We start from the raw sequence: 16,004 nt of genomic DNA, 5'->3' as shown, positions 1-16,004 counted from the left end.
GCTGACCGCCTCGCGTGTTCCCCGCCGCCCGCAGATCGACTGACACCATCCGCGAAAGCGGAACAGGCCCCGGCCGAACACATCGGGACCACTCGGAGCGACAGGAAGGGAAACCAACGACCCTCGAAGGGGATGAGGACGACGTGAGCCTTCAATTGGTCAGTTCCCGGGAGATCCCGGTGCCGGAGAGCGAGTACGACGTCAACACGCACCTGACCGTCCAGCGTGGTGACACTCTGATGTTCCACGCCTGGGGAGACATCTGGTCGGGTGTCTGGCTGACCGGGCTGAACGGCCCCAACGGCTGGAACGGGATCGACCACGACCGCAAGTTCCCGCTGCCGGGCTGGCATCCGTACGGGCTGCTCGGCAAGCTCGACAACGGGTACTTCCCCATCGGGAGCCAGCATCGCATCGACCGGGCCGACGACCAGGGAACGTTGTTCCTGCGCATCAATGACGACCGGCCGGCCAACGGCAGCGGCGCCTTCCGCTGCCTCGTTCAGGTGTACCGCGACGCGTAGCACCGACTCTGCCCGGGCGTCGTCCTCACGACGGCGTCCGGGATCGCTTGGATCGGAGAAGCCGAATGGACAAGGAGATACTGGTTCCCACAGTGAGCGCCGTGCTGACCGCCGTCCTGGGCGCTGCCGGCATCCTGATCAAGGAATGGCGCATTCGCCGGGACGTCGAGAACCGGCGGGCCCGTGCGCTCGCCGACGCCACCGCCGTGGCCGCGTTCGTCGAGCAGTGGTGGAAAGCCACCCTGGGGTTGAAGGACGCAACCCCTGAGCTGCAGTTCCATGCCATGAACGCCCGCTCGTTCCTGGCGCATGCCGCGGACACCGTGTCCGCATCGCCGCCGTTCCACGACGGTGGCCGGGATTTGCCGGGGGCAACGCGACGGATATTGCTGCTGTACCGATTCCATTCGAAATGGGGGCTTTTCGTTCGCGGACTATTCTTCGGATGTCTCCTGCTCGCGACCGCCTCATACACTCTCGGAGTAGGTGATGCCCTTAACGGTGGCAATGGATGGCTCGATGTTGGCTACCTAACCGTGGCAATAGCAATAATCTATCCGGTTCCCATCATCTCTCTTCGCGCAGCTGCTGTTCACCTCGAGAAGCGATGGGCGATCAGGCACGTCGGGTTCGGGCGAGTGAGGCCACAGTCGACCATGTCGTCGACGGCCTTTCACGCCGCCGCACGCGTCCCTCAGCGCTGACGCCAAACAGCCGAGGGGCCAGCCGTTTGCCATGTCCGTACGGTCAGAACGGCGTCCGCGAAGGCCTCGGGGGCCTCCTGTGGCAAGTTGTGGCCCGCTTCGATCACGCGGTGCTCGTGACGGGCGCTGAACATGGGCGCGTGGTCGGCGGTGCCGCCCGGCTTCAGCGTGTCGGTGGTGCCGTCCAGGGTGACCGCGGGCACGGTGATTGCCGGGCGGGTGGCCAGGCGGGCCTCCAGGTCGTCGTAGGCCGGGTCGCCCTCGGCCTGGCCCAGCGCGTGACGGTAGGCGTGGATGACCACGTCGACGAAGTCGGGGTTGTCGAACGAGGGTGCGGTTCGGGCGAAGGTCGCCTCGTCGAACTCCCAGCGGGGCGACCACTGGCGCCACAGCATGCGGCACAGGTCGCGGCGGTGGGTGGCCAGGCTTTCGCGGCCCCGTGACGTCTGGAACAGGTGCTGGTACCACACCGCGTGCTCGATCGACGGGTCGAAGGCGTGCCGTTGCCTCTCGATGTCGATGATGTCGTAGCCGGCCAGCGACACCAGGCCGGACACCCGCTGCGGCCACAACGCGGCCGTCACGCAGGAGGCCAGGCCGCCCCAGTCGTAGCCGGCCACGATCGGCCGGTCGAGGCGCAGCGCGTCGATCAGCGCCATCAGGTCGGATCCGAGGGCGGCCTGCTGGCCGCTGCGCATCGTGCCGGCCGAGCGGAAGCGGGTGGGGCCGAAACCCCGCTGGTACGGGCGGACGACCCGGGCGCCCTGTGCCGTCAGCGCCGGGACCACCTCGTCGTAGGCGTGGACGTCGTACGGGAAGCCGTGCGACAGGATGACCGGCCAGCCGCCGGCCGGGCCGTCCTCGAGATAGGCGGTGGACAGCACGCCGGCATCGACACGTCTCATGTCCTCAATCCTGGACCATCTGGTCGGCCGGTTTCGGTGAAGGTACGGGTGGGAGTGCATGGGGGCTCCGGTGTCTACCGGATAGTGGTGGCCGCGAAGGTGTGGTCGTAACGGGAAAACGCAGCGAAAGAGTTGCACATACCGCTACCGTCGCAATCCTGATGATCTTCCGTACGCGGTGACGGCAGCTGCCGCGTGCGGAGCGGGCGAATCGCCCGGGAGACCACCCGAAAGCCGGATGACCGGCCGGTTCAGGGGGTCACCCGGGCGATTCGTGTTTATGGTCCGGCTATGTCCGACTCATTCGTGCGGCGCCTCTTGTTCGTGCCGTTGCTCCTGACTGCGGCCGCCTGTGGTTCGGATACGGAGACGACCGTCCAGGGCGAACGGACGACCACGAACCTCGCCCCGTGGTCCAACCTGCCCGATCAGCTCTTCGAGCGGGCCGGGCTGGGGACGGACGCACTCTCCGACACGCAACAGGCCGCCGTGCCGGCCATTCTCAAGGCGGGCTTGAGTACGGACGGCTTCCACCAGGTCGTCGGCATCACCACGGCCGACGGGGTGCTGGCGCGGCGATGACCTCGGCCAACCTCGCCAAGACCACGTTCGGGTCGTACGGCACGCACATCCACTCGATCTACCGCGAGCCCGGCAACGACTACGGGGCCTCGCTCTGAAACGGCTCCTGCTGGCCGCGCTGCTGATCCCGGGGCCGGTCACCGCCCATCCGCTCGACCAGGTGCTGCAACAGGTCTTCCTGACGCCGGCCGCCGGCGTGCTCGAGGTGCAGATCGACATCGTGCCGGGCGCGCTCGTGGCGGGCGCCTTCGCCCGGTCGCTGGACGAGGACGGCGATCGCGCGCTGTCACCACGGGAGATGGCCGGGCTCACCGGGGCCCTGCGGGCGGCTTCGGTGGTACGCCTCGACGAGCGCACCGAGAAGCTGACGATCACCTCGGTGGACCACCCGGCGTACGACCTCCTGGAAGCCGGCGGCGGGACGATCACCGTGCGGGCGACGGCGCCGCTGCCGGCGGAGAGCCGGCAGGTGGTGTTCCACAACGACTACCGGCCGGGGCAGCCGTCGGTGGTCCAGATGAGCGTGACGACGAAGCGGGACGCGCCGCTGACGCCGGGCGAGATCAGCCATGACGATCTGGGGCGCGGCATCACTGTGGCGCTCACGCCGTCGGCACCCTCGGCCGCGCCGGTGGTCACCACGCCACCGGCCTCGGTCACTCTTCAGGAACGGGCCTTCGGCGCTCTGCGTGATCCGCTCACCTCGCCGTGGGCACTGCTGGTGCTCATCGGCGTGTGCGCTCTGCTCGGGGCGTTCCACGCGCTCACGCCCGGTCACGGCAAGGCCATGCTCGCCGCGTATCTGGTCGGCAGCAGGGGCACGGCCGGGCAGGCGGTCCTCCTCGGGCTGGTCGTAACGGTCACGCACACGGCCTCGGTGCTGATCCTGGGCGCGGCCGCGCTGATCGCGGGGCGGCACGTCCTGCCGGGCGTGCTGATGCCGTCGCTGGAGGTCGCGGCCGGTGTCATCGTGCTGATCCTGGGTCTGCGGGTGACCCGCGACCGCTGGCGGCAGCGCGGCTTCGCCGGCCGGCATCATCATCACGACCATCGGCCCGGGCGCGGTTCGCTGGCCGCGATGGGCGCCTCGGGCGGCCTGCTGCCCTGTCCGGAGGCGCTGGGCATCCTGATCCTGGCCGTCGGGCTCAACCGGACCGCGCTCGGCCTCGGCATGATCCTCGCCTTCAGCGCCGGCCTGGCCGCCGTGCTGGTCGGCCTCGGCCTGGCTCTGGTCCTCGGCGCCCGCGCCGGGCTCGCCGGCCGGGCTTTCGCGAAGCTCGGCCGGCCATCGCTGTTCGGCCGTCTGCCTCTCATGTCGGCCGCGGTTGTCGTCGCGCTCGGCGTGGTGATGACCGCGACCGGTGTCATGAGCTTCACCGAGGCCGGCGCCCTAGCCTTCCCCGGGCGCTGAGCCGCCACCCGGCTACGTCACGGGCGGCACTCCCCGGCTGAGCGTCGCCAGCATCGTGTCGAGGCGGGGAAGGGGATCGTCGAGGGCGCCGCCGAGCACCAGCCTGATCGGCGTCGTCCTGCCCAAGGAGCACGCCGTCGCCGGCATCGCCCTGATCAGCGCGATGCCCGGCGTGGGTGGCGCCCTCGGCCTGCCGCTGGCCGGGGTCATCGCCCGGTACGCCGACTTCCACGTGCTGTTCCGGGTGTGCGTGGTCGACTGCTCGGACGAGCCGCAACAGGTACCTCGCGACAGCCTCGCGTCTACATCTCCGTCACATCGTCTCAGCGGACCAGCCAGCAGTGGATCCGAGGGGCTGATGAGGCCCGAGGAAACCCGGACATCGCCGACGTTGACGAGCCCACGCGTCTTGTCGGTCCGGTGTCTGCCTAGTGGCGACCCCCTATCCGGGGCCTTCAGTCGACAAGCAAGCGCGACAAAAAGAAAAGCGTGCTTGACTTTTTGTCAAGCACGCAGCGCCGCCAGGGCAGGGGTAGCCTGGCCGGCCGCACTATTTCGCCGTGGCTCTGTCTGCCTGGCCCATTCGGCCCGGCCCAACCCGGCACCACCCGGCACCACCCGGCACCACCCGGTCCGGCCTACGGGGTGGATCGGATCACCGCCCGCGCGCGGCGGTGTCAACGACGGCTGAAATCTGACCCCTCGCGACGCGCGGCGCTAGGGGGTCAGATTTCACGCGTCGCCGACAGTCGGAATGGCTTACGGCCATCACACTCCTGCACGGGGCACGCACTCACTTCTGGGTCGGCGCCGGCGACAAAGGTTTCTGTGCTGTCCGGAGGGGGCTAAGGGCTTAGGCGCGTGGTGATGGTGGCGGGCGCACCGATGGCTCCGGTTCTCTGATGGACATGGTGTCGTGTGGTGGTGGTAGGTGCCGAACCCGTTTTTCAGGGCGGCATGAGTGTCGTCGACGAACATGTTCGCTACGATCGTGTTATGAGTGCTCGTCGCGTTCCGGTCAGTCGTCGTGATCGTCCGGCCAAGCCGCCTCTCAGCCGTGAAGGCATGGTGGCGGTGGCGCTGGGGATCATGCGGGATGAAGGGCTGGAGCGGCTCACCATGCGGCGGCTGGCGGCCGCGCTTGATACCGGGCCGGCGTCTCTCTACGTCTATGTGCGTAATACGGCCGAGCTCCACGGGGCGATCCTCGATGAGCTGGTCGCGGGGCTCCGTGAACCGGAGGCGGGGGACTGGCGGGAGCGGATCATCGGGCTGCTCACGGCGTACAGCGATCTGCTCTTCGCCCATCCCAGCCTTGCTCGCTCGGTGCTCATGCTGCGCCCGTCGGGGCCGCACTATCTGCGGCTGATCGACACGCTGCTCGGGCTGCTTCTCGACGGTGGTCTGCCGGAACGGCAAGCCGCCTGGGGTGTCGACATTCTGTTGCAGCAGGCGACGGCCATGGCGGCCGAGCAAGGGAGCCGGGACGAATCGGCCGACGCGGCCGGGGAGGAGCAGGATCTGGCCGTCGCGGTTGCTGAAGCCCGGGTGGACAACTACCCCCATGTGGTGCGCGTCCGGCACGAGATTTTGTCGGGGACCGGTGAGGAGCGGCGGCGCTGGGCGTTCGAGACGCTCATCGACGGGCTGGGCTGACCGCGGCGTACGAAGCGGCTCGCTTTTTTCTGACCATCGCGAACATGTTCGTTGCGAACACGTTCTCCAAGAGGAGGCATCATGAATATCACCATCGTGGGAGCGGGGCTGGGCGGTCTGACCCTGGCTCGCGTCCTGCACGTTCACGGCATCGCCGCGACCATCTATGAGCTGGACGCGTCGGCGGACGCTCGTACGCAGGGCGGCATGCTCGACATCCACGACTACAACGGGCAGGTCGCGCTGCGCGAGGCCGGGCTGTTCGAGCAGTTCCAGGCGATCATTCACGAGGGTGGGCAGGCGATGCGCATCCTCGACAAGCACAACACTGTCCTGCGGGAGGAGCCGGACGAGGAAGGTGACGGCGGCCGGCCCGAGGCCGACCGGGGGCAGCTGCGGCAGATGCTGCTCGACTCCCTGCCCGCGGGCGCGATCAAGTGGGGCAAGAAGGTCACCGGGGTGCGGCCGCTGGGTGGTGGCCGGCACGAGCTGAGCTTCGCCGGCGGCGACAAGGTCACCACCGACGTGCTGGTCGGTGCGGATGGCGCGTGGTCGCGGATCCGGCCGTTGCTCTCGGATGCTCTGCCGGCGTACACGGGAATCTCGTTCGTCGAAGTTGACCTTTTCGACGCTGACGCGCGGCATCCGGTGCCGGCCTCGGTGGTCGGCGGCGGGATGCTGTTCGCGCTGGCGCCGGGCAAGGGGTTCCTGGCGCACAAGGAGACCGACGGCAGCCTGCACATCTACATCGCGCTGAAGAAGCCGAAGGAGTGGCTCGACGGGATCGACTGGGCCGACACCGGCAAGGGCCAGGCGGTGCTCCTCGAAGAGTTCGCCGATTGGGCGCCGGAGATCCGGTCGCTGATCACGGAGGCCGACGGCGCGCTGGTTCCGCGGACCATCAACGCGCTGCCGGTCGAACACCGCTGGGACCGGGTCCCAGGGGTGACGCTGCTCGGCGACGCCGCGCACCTGATGTCGCCGTTCGCCGGTGAGGGCGCCAACCTGGCCATGTTCGACGGGGCCGAGCTGGGCAAGGCCATCGCGGCGCGGCCGGGGGACATCGAAGGGGCGCTTTCGGCATACGAGGGTGAGCTCTTCAAGCGCAGCGCGACGGTGGCCCGGGAGTCGGCCGACAGTCTGGAGACCATCTTCGACGACAACGCGCCGCGGTCGCTGGTCGACATGTTCGCCTCCTTCGGGGAGGAGCTGTGACGACAGTTCTGGTGCTGCACGGCGCGGCCGGCCCCGACAGCGTGAACTCCCTGGTCAGCCACCTGAGCGGAAGCAACCGGGTGATCGCGCCGACCCATCCCGGCTGGGACGGCACCGAGCGCCCGGACGACCTGGACAGCGTCGCCGGTCTCGCCGGCCTCTATCTCGATCGGCTGGAGCGGCCGGACCTCACCGGGGTGACGGTGGTCGGGGTCTCGTTCGGCGGCTGGGTCGCGGCCGAGATGGCCGTGACCGACCGCGGCCGGCGGATCGGGCGTCTTGTGCTGATCGACGCGGTCGGCCCGCGGATCGAAGGGCACCCGCCGGCGATGCCGAGCGGGCCGCCGCCCCCTGCGGCCGGTTCCCGGACAGGCACGATGGCGGTGTTTCGCGCCTACACCAGTGGCGGGCTGGAGGACCAGGGCCTGCTCGGCCGGTTCGAGGGGCTGACGATCCCGGTCCAGCTGATCTGGGGCGCAAACGACAGGGTGGTCACCCCGGAGTTCGGCCGGCTCTACGCCGCCGCGGTTCCCGGCGCCCGGTTCACGGTGATCCCGGGCGGTGGGCACCTGCCGATGCGCGAGGCGCCGGAGGCGACGTTCGCCGCCATCGACGACTTCCTGAGCAGGAGCCTTCCCGGCCGCCGGTGAGCACCGGACGGAAAGCTGATAGTGCCCGGCGCCCCGGTGCGAGATGCTCAATCCACCACAGACCGTCCGGGAGGGACGAAACGTGCCGACTGAGCTCATGCGTGTGCAGGCCGACGACGGCAGTGCCGTGCTGATCGAGATCGACAAGCCCGATTCCGGGTTCGGTGAGGTGGCCTTCGACGGGGCCGTCTTCAAGGCCAAGGAGACTCTGGAGCAGGCCCTCGACGGGGTGCGGGGCATCGCCCTCAAGGCCCTCGACGAGTTCCGCAAGGGTGACGGGCGCGGGAATCCGCCCGACTCGGTGGAGCTGGAGTTCGGGGTGAAGTTCAAGGCCGAGGCGGGGTCGGCGGTCTTCGCCCGGACCGCCGGGGACGGGCACATCGTGGTGCGGATGGCGTGGTCGGGCCGGGAACACCCGGTGGGGCGGCCGGCCCTGGACGACGACGATGACCCCTCGGCGACCGACGACTTCGAGGAGCCGCGAGCCTAAGGATTTCGTACGGCGAAAGGTGTGGCCCGGTCGGGGGAGATCTGTTCCAGGTGGACGCCGCCCCGCCGGGCGACCAGGAAGTGTGACGGGTAATTCGTGGCGGCGAAGGTCAAAGCGGTGCCCGTGGGCCGGGGGCAGAATGTGGCGTCGAATCTGAACAATTGTGAACTGTCCTGCCGGTCCAGGCGCAGGATGAAGTCGCGGTGGCGCAAGAAATAGCCTGGATAGTTAACTGATTCGAAAGAGACACAGCCCTGCCCGTTCAAACCGTCGCGGACGGTGAAACGGGAATTGTCGCGCTCTTCGGCGGTGCGGAGCACCTCGAGGGTGGCCACGAAGTGGCGGTGCCGGAGGCGCCGGCCGGACTGGTCGGCGACCTCGAGGGCGATCGCGGCGCCCGGAATCAGGGCCGGTGCGGGTGACGGCGGCGTTGTCCGCGCCGGCGGGGTCGTCGTGGCCCTCTCGACCGGCTTCGACGCGGTGGTGCGGACCGGCCGGGTCGGTGGCGGCGCGAAGGTCGGCACGGGCGCCGAGGACGCCGTGGGCTCGGGGCGGATCGACACCGGCGCGGGCGCCGAGAACGGCGGCACCACGAGCTGAGCCGCTGGTGGCGGCGGTGACGGCTGCTCGTCGCGGCCCACCGTGAGAGCGATCAGGCCCGCGGCCAGGATCACCGCGGCGGTGACTCCGGCCAGCAGGACGCGCCGTGGTGAGCCGCCGCTGAGGGTGTCGGTCAGAGAGTGTCGCGGCGGGTTGGCGCCGAGCAGGCTCAGCAGCGAATGGCGCAGGGCGCGCGGCCCGCCCGGGGGCGGGGTGGTCAGCGGGGGAACGGTGCGCGGGGACGGGGACGGGCCGGAGCCGGGGCCGTCGCGGTAGGGACCCCAGCCCTCGACGCGCAGACGCTCGTCCCTATCATCTTCGGTCATCTGAATTCCGCTCCGAGGGCGCCCGCTAAGACTTTCTTAAGCTGTCGAAAAGGCATTCTTACGGCGAAGGACGCCAATGGCAAGATTCTTCACGCGTTCGATCGTGATCGAACTTTCCGGGGCTGGTCTCCGTACTCCGGGTCGACGGCGCCCGCACGAGGAGACGACGCCATGGACGGCTCTGGCTCGCAGCAGCACACACTGGACGAAACCGCCGGTTGGCCGAAGATCTCGGACTACTGGCCCGACACCGCGAAGCCGAACGACGAGGACAAAGGGGAGGGCGGGAAGCCGTACCCCCGGGAAAGGAAACCGCGTCACCTGGCGCTCGTGGCCGGTGTGGCCGGCGTCGTCGTGCTGGTCGTGGTGACCGGGGTCGTCCTGCTGCGGATGGCCACCACCTCCGACCGGCCGCCCGCGGCCGCGCCCAACCCCGAGATCGTGGTGCCCTCGCCCAGCCCCCCGGTGTCGATCGAGCCGGCACCGGTCTCACCCAGCGCCACCAGCCCGTCGGCGGCGGGGCCGCCCTCCTCGCCACCGCCGTCGCCGTCCTCCCCGGCCACCACGAAACCGCCGGCCGCCGGACCGGCCTTCCCGGCGGCGACGTTCGTGCTGGCCGGCGGCATGCGGCAGCTCAACGTGTCGGTCGGCCGTCCGCCCACCAACGGCATCGCCCGGGTGTCCACGCCCGACGACAGCAGCGTGACGCCGGACGCGACCCTCGACGGCACCACGCTCACCCTGACCACCAAGGAGAACGACAACGAGGGGGAGGCCGTGGTCGACGTCGTGCTCGACGAGCGGATCGCCTGGACGATCAGGACCGAGCACGGTGTCCGCCGGGCGACCTTCGCCATGGCCGAGGGCAAGGTGGGCGGGTTCGACCTGCGGGGCGGGGCGAACAGCTTCGAGATGACGTTGCCGCGGCAGGAGGCGGAGATCCCCCTGCGCATGTCGGGCGGCGTGAACAGCTGGAAGATCCGTACGGAGGGATCGTTTCCGGTCAAGCTGACAGTGACCAAGGGCGTGGGGGAGTCCACCCTGAACGGCGAGCGCGACGAGGACCTCGCCCCCGGCGACACCCGCCGCGCCGACGGCGACGACAGGTCGGGCGGCCTGAGGATCGACGCGGTGGGTGGCATCGGCACCCTGGAGGTGAAGCCCCTCTAGAAGCCCCTAGAAGTCGGCCTTCACCCAGGTGCTCTGGTCGGCCAGGTCGCGCAGCCGCAGGCCCTCGGCGACCCGCCGGAGATCGGAGTCCGGCAGTCCGCCGTAGCCGTTCAGGTTGATCCGGTAGTCGCCCTTGACGACCGCGCAGGTCTCCCGGCCGGTGGTGCAGTGCACGCCCTCGTCCTTGACGGTGTCGGCGCTCGCGGGATCCAGGCCCTTCACCACCGAGATCTGCACGTGGCCGGGGAGGACCTCGTCGATCCGGGTGGACGGATCGGCGACCGGGCCCTGATGCAGGAACACCTCCGAGATCGGGGTGTTGGTGCCGGGGACGGACTGCCGCACCGCGACGGCCTGCCAGCCCTGAGGCAGGAACGTCAGCTGGTACGGGACTTTCAGCTCACGCCGGGCCGACGTGGTGAGCCCGGCGGCGATGTGCACCGCCTGCTCGCGGGACATGCCGGGGCCGCCGTAGTTGGGCAGCAGGGTGGCCCAGGCGCCGTCGGCGTACTGCCAGGCCAGGGCGGCCATCACGCGCTTCCTGGCCGGGTCGGCGGGTGAGGTGTACGTCCAGTCCCGGCCCAGCGCGTCCCGGCCGTCCACCAGCACCTGGTACTGATCGCCGATGACGAGAGTCGCGTTGCCGGCGCCACCGAACAGCGCGGTGTCGTACACACCCTCGTCGTAGACGGCGATGGTCGCGACCTCCAACGGCTCCGCCGACCCGCCGCCCATCGTCGTCCCGTCGTGGTAGACCGGCAGCTCGGTGTACCCGGCGGTGACCTTGACGGCCGGGCCGATCCGGTAGGCGCCGGCCCGGTACTGACCGAGATCGCTGCTGAAGTCGACCTTGTGGACGGGCCGGGGCCGGTCGGTCCGCTCGGCCGGGGGCGCGGAGAACGACGCCTGCGGGCCGGGCCCACCGGCCGGCCGGCCGCCACCCGGCCGGCTCACCACACTCCAGGAGACGGCCACGGCGACGACCAGGCAGGCGGCGGCGCCGGTGCCGAGGGCGGCCGTGCGCCGGACCCGGGCCCGGCGGGCCCGGCCGATGATGTCATCGGTTGTCGTGCGAGCCGGTGGCGGTGGCGTGGCCTAGGAACCTCAGGACGAGCACCGCGCGCTGCCGGGTGGGCAGCCGCCGGAGCGCGTGGTGCAGGCGCAACCGTTCGTTGACGGCGCCGGCGTGGTCGGGCAGCGCGGCGTCCGGCAGTTCGCTGCCGTACGAGCGTTCCCGCCGCCACGGCTTCCGCTTCTCGTTGATGGCCGCGCGGACCACCATCGTGCGGGCGTACGCGTCGGGTGTGGTGACCTTGTCCCAGCGGCGGTACAGCTTGGCGAGGGTCCCGGCCGCGGCGTCTTCGGCCGTCTGCCAGTCACCGCACGTCACGAACGCGAGCGCGCGCAACTGGTCGAAACGACTGCGGACGAACTCGCGGAAATCCTCCGCGTTCTCGGTGTCCACTCGGTTGTGCTCCCTCCGTCGAGCTAAGAGGCCCAGCCGAGCGGAAAGGGTTGCACGCGATGCCCAACTTTCTTAATCGGCCAGGCCGCGCGACAGACGTGTCTGTCAGCCCACCGTCATCCCGCTGCCGTCCGCCGGCCGGCCTTACTCGAGCCGGTAGAGCAGCCGGCCTTCGATCTCCTCGCGGGTGATGCCCAGGCCGTCGACCGGGCGGTTGGGCAGGCCCTCCCACGGGGTGCCGCCCAGCCACTCGGGCAGGACGACCACCGACTTGATGCCGGCCTCCCGCAGCGCGGCGATGCTCGCCGAGTCGGGGAACGACATGCTGATCGAGCGGATCCTCTCCTGACCGGCCGGGACGAAGGTGACCACCCCGTTGGGGACGCGCGGGAAGCCGTTCGTGGTCCAGAGCATGATGGACATCTCGAGGCTGCCGCCGCTGGGCAGCACCAGGACCGGCTCCTGGGCGGCGGCCATCGCGGCCGGATAGCGCAGCACTTCCGGATGTGAGGTCCGGTTGACCCCCTCGGCGGTGACCAGCACGAGCGGGATCAGCAGGGCGACGCGCAGGGCGACGAACTTGGCGCGGGCCAGGACGCCCGGCCGCCAGGGCGCCGTGGCCCGGGCCTGGGCGACGAACGCGCTGACCGCGCCGGCGGCCAGCAGGGCCAGCAGCAACGAGGACCACACCGTCATCCGGCCCGGGGTGCGCAGCGCCGACCAGCCCGGCAGGTGCTTGGAGAGGGTCAGATAGCCCGGGTCGCCGTTCCAGGGCAGTGTCGCGCCCAGGGCCAGGATCACCGCCACGGCGACGCCGAGGGTCAGCAGCACCCGGTGGCGGACCCGGAACACCGACACGAACACCCCGACCGTGGCCAGGGCGATCAGGGCCACACCGGGCAACAGCGCCATCTCGGGCGGCCACATCAGGTCGGCGCGCGCCCCGGCGTGACGGGCGCCCCACACCCAGGACGCCTCGGGGGCGACGAAGAAGCCCCGCCAGGGCGGCGAATACATCTCGGTCCAGTTCAGCCCGCGGTCGGCCTGCGGGTTGAGCTCCACGACGCGGGCGATGGCCAGCCCGATGTACAGGGTGGCGCCGGCGAAGACCGCCCCGCCGATCAGGTCGGCCGCCAGCAGCCGCCGCCCGATCGGCGGCCGGCCGTGCCGCCGCCATGACCAGGCGTAGGCGGCCGCGACGACGAGGCAGAGGGCGACCATCACGTAGGCGAAGACGAGCCCGATGGCCAGGCCCAGGGTGATCTGCCAGGCCGCCACCAGCCAGCCGGCCAGCGCCCACCACGGGCTGTGTCGTTCCGGGCGGTGCCCCCGGCGCAGCGACCACCCGTGGCCCCGGGCGATCATGGCCAGGCTCAGCGCGATGCCGCCGGTCGAGATGACGTTGAGGTGCCCGGCGTGGGCGAGTCGCCACGGCGCGAACGCCCAGGCGACGCCGGCCACGGCCGCACCGAGCGGATGGGCGCCGAGCTGGCGCGTCAGGGCGTACGCGCCGATGAAGGCGAGAGCGTGCAACAGGACGTACAGGATGTTGTAGCGCAGGACGGCCGCGTCCATGCCCGACCCGATCATCCCGAACGGCGCGTAGCCGAGAACGGTGTCGGTGAAGGCCAGCGAGTGCGGATCGGGGTAGAACGTGTTCGAGTTCCACAGCTGGAGGGGATCGTGCAGCAGGGCGTGGCCGCCCCAGGCGATCTGCCAGGCGAACAGGGCCGGGTCGCCGATGTCGCCGGGCACGGTGTGCCGGGGGTCGCGCAGCGTGGGCCAGGTCAGGGCGGCCGCCAGCGCCAGCCCGCCCAGCACGACCAGGATCCACTCGCGGCGGTCCCAGAGCCGTCCCAGTACGCCTCGGCGCGCCTCGGGAGCGCTCCCACCCTCGTCCTGCTCACCGTCGGCGACCGCGGTGGCCCCGATTCCGCTCACCCAAGCCCCCGCATCCCCATAGTTGCCGCGACATTGTTGCACATCGATGTCGTCGCGTGACCGATGAGTTCGGCCGCCACGGCGAGTCTGATGTCTTCGGAGAGAGGAGTCCATCATGACGATGCCACCCGTTGTCGACGAGGCGTCCTGGCGCACGGAGCTGGACGCGCTGCGGGCCCGTGAGAAGGCGGCCACCAGGGAACTCGACGCGATCGCGGCGCAGCGGCGGAAGCTGCCGATGGTGCGGATGCCGGAATACACGCTGATCGGGGCGGAGGGGCCGGTCAAGCTGGCCGACATCTTCGAGGGGCGATCCCAGCTGATCGTCTACAACCACATGTGGGACCCGGGCGCCGAGTGGCAGTGCGGCGGCTGCACCAGCCTCACGTCGGTCTTCACCCGCATGGGCTTCCTCGACAACTACGACGCCCGCTTCGTGATCGTCACCCAGGGCCCGATCGAGGACGCCCTCGCCTATGCCGAACGTGTCGGCAACAAGATGACGTGGTATTCGACGGCGGACAGTCCGTTCGGCGCCGACGTCGACGCTCCGGCCGGCGGCGGCTTCGCCCTGAACGTCTTCCTGCGCGACGGCGACAGCGTCTATCGCACCTGGCACACCACGGGCCGGGGGGTCGAGCAGATCACGTACACGTTCGCGCTGGTCGACGTGCTGCCGTACGGCCGGCAGGAGGACTGGCAGGACTCACCGGAGGGCTGGCCGCAGTCGCCGGCGTACAGCGGCTGGCTCGACTCACCCGACGTCGCCCGGCTGTACGGTCCCGCGCGTACGGCATGATCGTGGCGTGGGTGGACTGCGCCGGCTGTTGCCGTTCCTGATCGTTCCGCTGGTGGCCTCGTGCACGGCGTCGTGGCAGGCCACCAGCGGGCTCGCGCCCACGCCGTCCCCCGTCGTCCTCCCCACCTCCGCCGTCCCCACGGCTCCATCGGCCACGGTTCCGGCGGCGGGGATCGACGCGTCGGACGCCTGCACGCGGACCGGCGTGCTCATCACGGCGACCCGCGGGGAAGCGGCCATGGGATATCGGGAGATGATGGTGAACGTCCGGAACTGCGGCAAGAAGCCGTACGAGGTGAAGGGCCGCCCGGACATCGTCGTGCTCGACGAGGACGGCCGCCCCCTGAAGATCTCGGTCGAGCCCAGCGTGCACTACACGGCGCCACCGAGGTCGCAGGTGCTGAAGCCGGGCACAAGCGCCCGGACCGTGCTGTCCTGGCGCAACACCGTCACCGACATCAACGGCGCCGCGGACACCGGGACCGCACTGGCCATGGCCGTCACCAAGGGCGGAGAACGCCAGCTCGTCGCCCTGCCGGCGCCCATGGACCTCGGCAACACCGGCCGCCTCCAGGCCAGCGCCTGGTTCTGACCTCCGGGGTTCACGTCCACGCGCCGAAGGCGGGGTGCTTGGTGAGCCAGGTGGCGTAGCGGGGGCGGCGGTCGACGATCTCCAGGTAGGAGGCTGTGGCCAGCGAGGCGACCTCCGCCGCGTACAAGGAATGAGGCTCCCAGCCCAGCATGTGGCGCCAGCTCAGCGGGGAGTCGGTCAACGGGACCGCCACCGCGCCGGGGACGTCGCGGACCGTGGCCTGGCACAAGGCCACGGCCCGGCCCGAGGTGACCAGGTCGAAGACGGCGCCGGCGTCCAGCTCGTAGGGGAAGCGCGGGGCGAAGCCGGCCCGGGCGCAGGCGGCGGCGAAGCACTCGTTGAAGCAGCCGTCGCCGGGGGCGCTCACCCACTGGTCGGTGGACAGCTCGCTCAGGCTCACCTCGTCGCGGGTGGCCGCCGGGTGGTTCTCGTCGACCAGCACCCACACCGGGTCGACGCAGAGGACCCGCCAGGACAGGCCGGACAGGTCGTCGGTGCCCGGCTGGCCGGTGGCGCAGGCGCCGACCAGGGCGTAGTCGAGGCGCCCCTCCTGGACCAGGCGGACGATCTCGTTCTCCGACCACGTGGAGTGGACCGAGACCGGGCTGGCCGGGTACGCCTCGGCCAGGCGCTGGACCAGGCCGGCCACGATCGGGCCGTTCGTCGCGCCGATCCGGAACCGCGCGTCCCCGCCGGCCGTGACCAGGACGCCGGCGTCGTCGTGGAGGCCGCTCACAGCCGGGATCAGCACCCGGGCCCGGGCCAGCACCAGGTCGCCCAGCTCGGTCGGCAGGACGCCGCGGCGGCCCCGGACGAACAGCGGGCCGCCCAGCATGCGCTCGACCCGGCGCAGCTGGGTGGCGAGGGCCGGCTGCGCGACGCCGAGGACGGCGGCGGCTTTGGTGACGCTGCCGGCGTCCGCTATCGCACAGACCAGGCGCAGGTGGCGCAGTTCCAGCTCCACCGGACAGAGA

The 16,004-nt window shown here is 70.6% G+C and carries 18 protein-coding genes; 11 read left to right on the top strand and 7 right to left on the bottom strand.

Features of this window, described 5'->3' with window-relative positions; all coding sequences use genetic code 11:
• Positions 1–143: 143 nt before the first annotated feature.
• Both ACQP2X_RS26710 and ACQP2X_RS26705 read left to right on the top strand, forming a co-directional pair.
• On the top strand, positions 144–524 hold the full coding sequence (locus ACQP2X_RS26710) for a hypothetical protein (protein ID WP_498686446.1): 381 nt from the start codon (positions 144–146) through the stop codon (positions 522–524).
• A gap of 65 nt (positions 525–589) precedes the next feature.
• Positions 590–1,228 (top strand): hypothetical protein, encoded by a 639-nt coding sequence (locus tag ACQP2X_RS26705; protein ID WP_498686444.1) that lies wholly within the window; start codon positions 590–592, stop codon positions 1,226–1,228.
• Here the strand turns inward: ACQP2X_RS26705 and ACQP2X_RS26700 are convergent.
• Positions 1,219–2,133: an alpha/beta fold hydrolase gene (locus ACQP2X_RS26700; RefSeq protein WP_498686443.1), complete on the bottom strand. Its 915-nt coding sequence runs from the start codon at positions 2,131–2,133 to the stop codon at positions 1,219–1,221. The two genes, ACQP2X_RS26705 and ACQP2X_RS26700, sit on opposite strands and share 10 nt — an antisense overlap.
• Positions 2,134–2,424: 291 nt before the next feature.
• On the opposite strand from ACQP2X_RS26700, the gene ACQP2X_RS26695 reads away from it, so the two are divergent.
• Together ACQP2X_RS26695 and ACQP2X_RS26690 are read left to right on the top strand one after the other, a co-directional pair.
• Entirely contained in the window at positions 2,425–2,715 is a 291-nt protein-coding gene (locus ACQP2X_RS26695; protein WP_498686441.1) for a DUF3500 domain-containing protein, read from the top strand.
• A 160-nt stretch (positions 2,716–2,875) separates the two neighbouring features.
• Positions 2,876–4,126 (top strand): HoxN/HupN/NixA family nickel/cobalt transporter, encoded by a 1,251-nt coding sequence (locus ACQP2X_RS26690; protein ID WP_498686439.1) that lies wholly within the window; start codon positions 2,876–2,878, stop codon positions 4,124–4,126.
• A 12-nt stretch (positions 4,127–4,138) separates the two neighbouring features.
• Here the strand turns inward: ACQP2X_RS26690 and ACQP2X_RS26685 are convergent, their stop codons facing one another.
• Complete coding sequence (locus tag ACQP2X_RS26685; protein ID WP_498686437.1) at positions 4,139–4,336, bottom strand: hypothetical protein; 198 nt, start codon at positions 4,334–4,336, stop codon at positions 4,139–4,141.
• A 711-nt stretch (positions 4,337–5,047) separates the two neighbouring features.
• On the opposite strand from ACQP2X_RS26685, the gene ACQP2X_RS26680 reads away from it, so the two are divergent.
• The 4 genes from ACQP2X_RS26680 to ACQP2X_RS26665 all read left to right on the top strand — a co-directional run bounded on the left by ACQP2X_RS26680 (position 5,048) and on the right by ACQP2X_RS26665 (position 8,137).
• Positions 5,048–5,782: a TetR/AcrR family transcriptional regulator gene (locus ACQP2X_RS26680; RefSeq protein ID WP_498686435.1), complete on the top strand. Its 735-nt coding sequence runs from the start codon at positions 5,048–5,050 to the stop codon at positions 5,780–5,782.
• 81 nt (positions 5,783–5,863) lie between these two features.
• A complete protein-coding gene (locus ACQP2X_RS26675) occupies positions 5,864–6,997 on the top strand; it encodes an FAD-dependent oxidoreductase (RefSeq protein WP_498686433.1) in 1,134 nt (377 codons plus the stop codon).
• Complete coding sequence (locus ACQP2X_RS26670) at positions 6,994–7,647, top strand: alpha/beta fold hydrolase (RefSeq protein WP_498686431.1); 654 nt, start codon at positions 6,994–6,996, stop codon at positions 7,645–7,647. The genes ACQP2X_RS26675 and ACQP2X_RS26670 overlap by 4 nt, the downstream gene beginning before the upstream one ends.
• Positions 7,648–7,729: 82 nt before the next feature.
• Positions 7,730–8,137 carry a CU044_2847 family protein gene (locus tag ACQP2X_RS26665; protein ID WP_498686429.1) on the top strand — a complete coding sequence of 136 codons (408 nt, stop codon included), beginning with the start codon at positions 7,730–7,732 and terminating at the stop codon, positions 8,135–8,137.
• Here the strand turns inward: ACQP2X_RS26665 and ACQP2X_RS26660 are convergent.
• On the bottom strand, positions 8,134–9,063 hold the full coding sequence (locus ACQP2X_RS26660; RefSeq protein ID WP_498686428.1) for an AbfB domain-containing protein: 930 nt from the start codon (positions 9,061–9,063) through the stop codon (positions 8,134–8,136). The genes ACQP2X_RS26665 and ACQP2X_RS26660 overlap by 4 nt on opposite strands.
• A 171-nt stretch (positions 9,064–9,234) precedes the next feature.
• On the opposite strand from ACQP2X_RS26660, the gene ACQP2X_RS26655 reads away from it, so the two are divergent.
• Entirely contained in the window at positions 9,235–10,233 is a 999-nt protein-coding gene (locus tag ACQP2X_RS26655; protein ID WP_498686427.1) for a hypothetical protein, read from the top strand.
• Positions 10,234–10,239: 6 nt separating this feature from the next.
• On the opposite strand, the gene ACQP2X_RS26650 is transcribed toward ACQP2X_RS26655, so the two are convergent.
• The 3 genes from ACQP2X_RS26650 to ACQP2X_RS26640 form a co-directional block, all read right to left on the bottom strand.
• A complete protein-coding gene (locus tag ACQP2X_RS26650; RefSeq protein ID WP_498686426.1) occupies positions 10,240–11,208 on the bottom strand; it encodes a hypothetical protein in 969 nt (322 codons plus the stop codon).
• Positions 11,209–11,290: 82 nt separating this feature from the next.
• A complete protein-coding gene (locus tag ACQP2X_RS26645; protein WP_498686425.1) occupies positions 11,291–11,698 on the bottom strand; it encodes a sigma factor in 408 nt (135 codons plus the stop codon).
• 144 nt (positions 11,699–11,842) lie between these two features.
• Positions 11,843–13,558 carry a hypothetical protein gene (locus tag ACQP2X_RS26640; protein ID WP_498701051.1) on the bottom strand — a complete coding sequence of 572 codons (1,716 nt, stop codon included), beginning with the start codon at positions 13,556–13,558 and terminating at the stop codon, positions 11,843–11,845.
• A 196-nt stretch (positions 13,559–13,754) separates the two neighbouring features.
• On the opposite strand from ACQP2X_RS26640, the gene ACQP2X_RS26635 reads away from it, so the two are divergent.
• Together ACQP2X_RS26635 and ACQP2X_RS26630 are read left to right on the top strand one after the other, a co-directional pair.
• Entirely contained in the window at positions 13,755–14,438 is a 684-nt protein-coding gene (locus ACQP2X_RS26635; RefSeq protein ID WP_498686424.1) for a DUF899 domain-containing protein, read from the top strand.
• Positions 14,439–14,445: 7 nt separating this feature from the next.
• Positions 14,446–15,030 carry a DUF4232 domain-containing protein gene (locus tag ACQP2X_RS26630; RefSeq protein ID WP_498686423.1) on the top strand — a complete coding sequence of 195 codons (585 nt, stop codon included), beginning with the start codon at positions 14,446–14,448 and terminating at the stop codon, positions 15,028–15,030.
• Positions 15,031–15,040: 10 nt separating this feature from the next.
• Here ACQP2X_RS26630 and ACQP2X_RS26625 read toward each other — a convergent pair whose 3' ends face one another.
• The gene (locus tag ACQP2X_RS26625) at positions 15,041–15,994 is read right to left on the bottom strand and encodes a LysR family transcriptional regulator (RefSeq protein ID WP_498686422.1); all 954 of its coding nucleotides are present in this window, start codon (positions 15,992–15,994) and stop codon (positions 15,041–15,043) included.
• Positions 15,995–16,004: the final 10 nt, after the last annotated feature.

Source organism: Actinoplanes sp. CA-131856, assembly GCF_050956135.1.
In the GTDB taxonomy this organism is placed as follows: Bacteria; Actinomycetota; Actinomycetes; order Mycobacteriales; family Micromonosporaceae; genus Actinoplanes.
The sequence above is the reverse complement of the archived record's forward strand: the minus strand, read 5'-3'. Positions and strand labels throughout refer to the sequence as shown.

What these genes read in the sequence shown, in the direction of transcription:
- ACQP2X_RS26655 (WP_498686427.1), top strand. Translation starts at nt 9,235, where the DNA reads ATGGACGGCTCTGGCTCGCAGCAGCACACACTGGACGAAACCGCCGGT.
- ACQP2X_RS26685 (WP_498686437.1), bottom strand. Translation starts at nt 4,336, where the DNA reads ATGACCCCGGCCAGCGGCAGGCCGAGGGCGCCACCCACGCCGGGCATC.
- ACQP2X_RS26660 (WP_498686428.1), bottom strand. Translation starts at nt 9,063, where the DNA reads ATGACCGAAGATGATAGGGACGAGCGTCTGCGCGTCGAGGGCTGGGGT.
- ACQP2X_RS26695 (WP_498686441.1), top strand. Translation starts at nt 2,425, where the DNA reads ATGTCCGACTCATTCGTGCGGCGCCTCTTGTTCGTGCCGTTGCTCCTG.
- ACQP2X_RS26675 (WP_498686433.1), top strand. Translation starts at nt 5,864, where the DNA reads ATGAATATCACCATCGTGGGAGCGGGGCTGGGCGGTCTGACCCTGGCT.
- ACQP2X_RS26700 (WP_498686443.1), bottom strand. Translation starts at nt 2,133, where the DNA reads ATGAGACGTGTCGATGCCGGCGTGCTGTCCACCGCCTATCTCGAGGAC.
- ACQP2X_RS26705 (WP_498686444.1), top strand. Translation starts at nt 590, where the DNA reads ATGGACAAGGAGATACTGGTTCCCACAGTGAGCGCCGTGCTGACCGCC.
- ACQP2X_RS26635 (WP_498686424.1), top strand. Translation starts at nt 13,755, where the DNA reads ATGACGATGCCACCCGTTGTCGACGAGGCGTCCTGGCGCACGGAGCTG.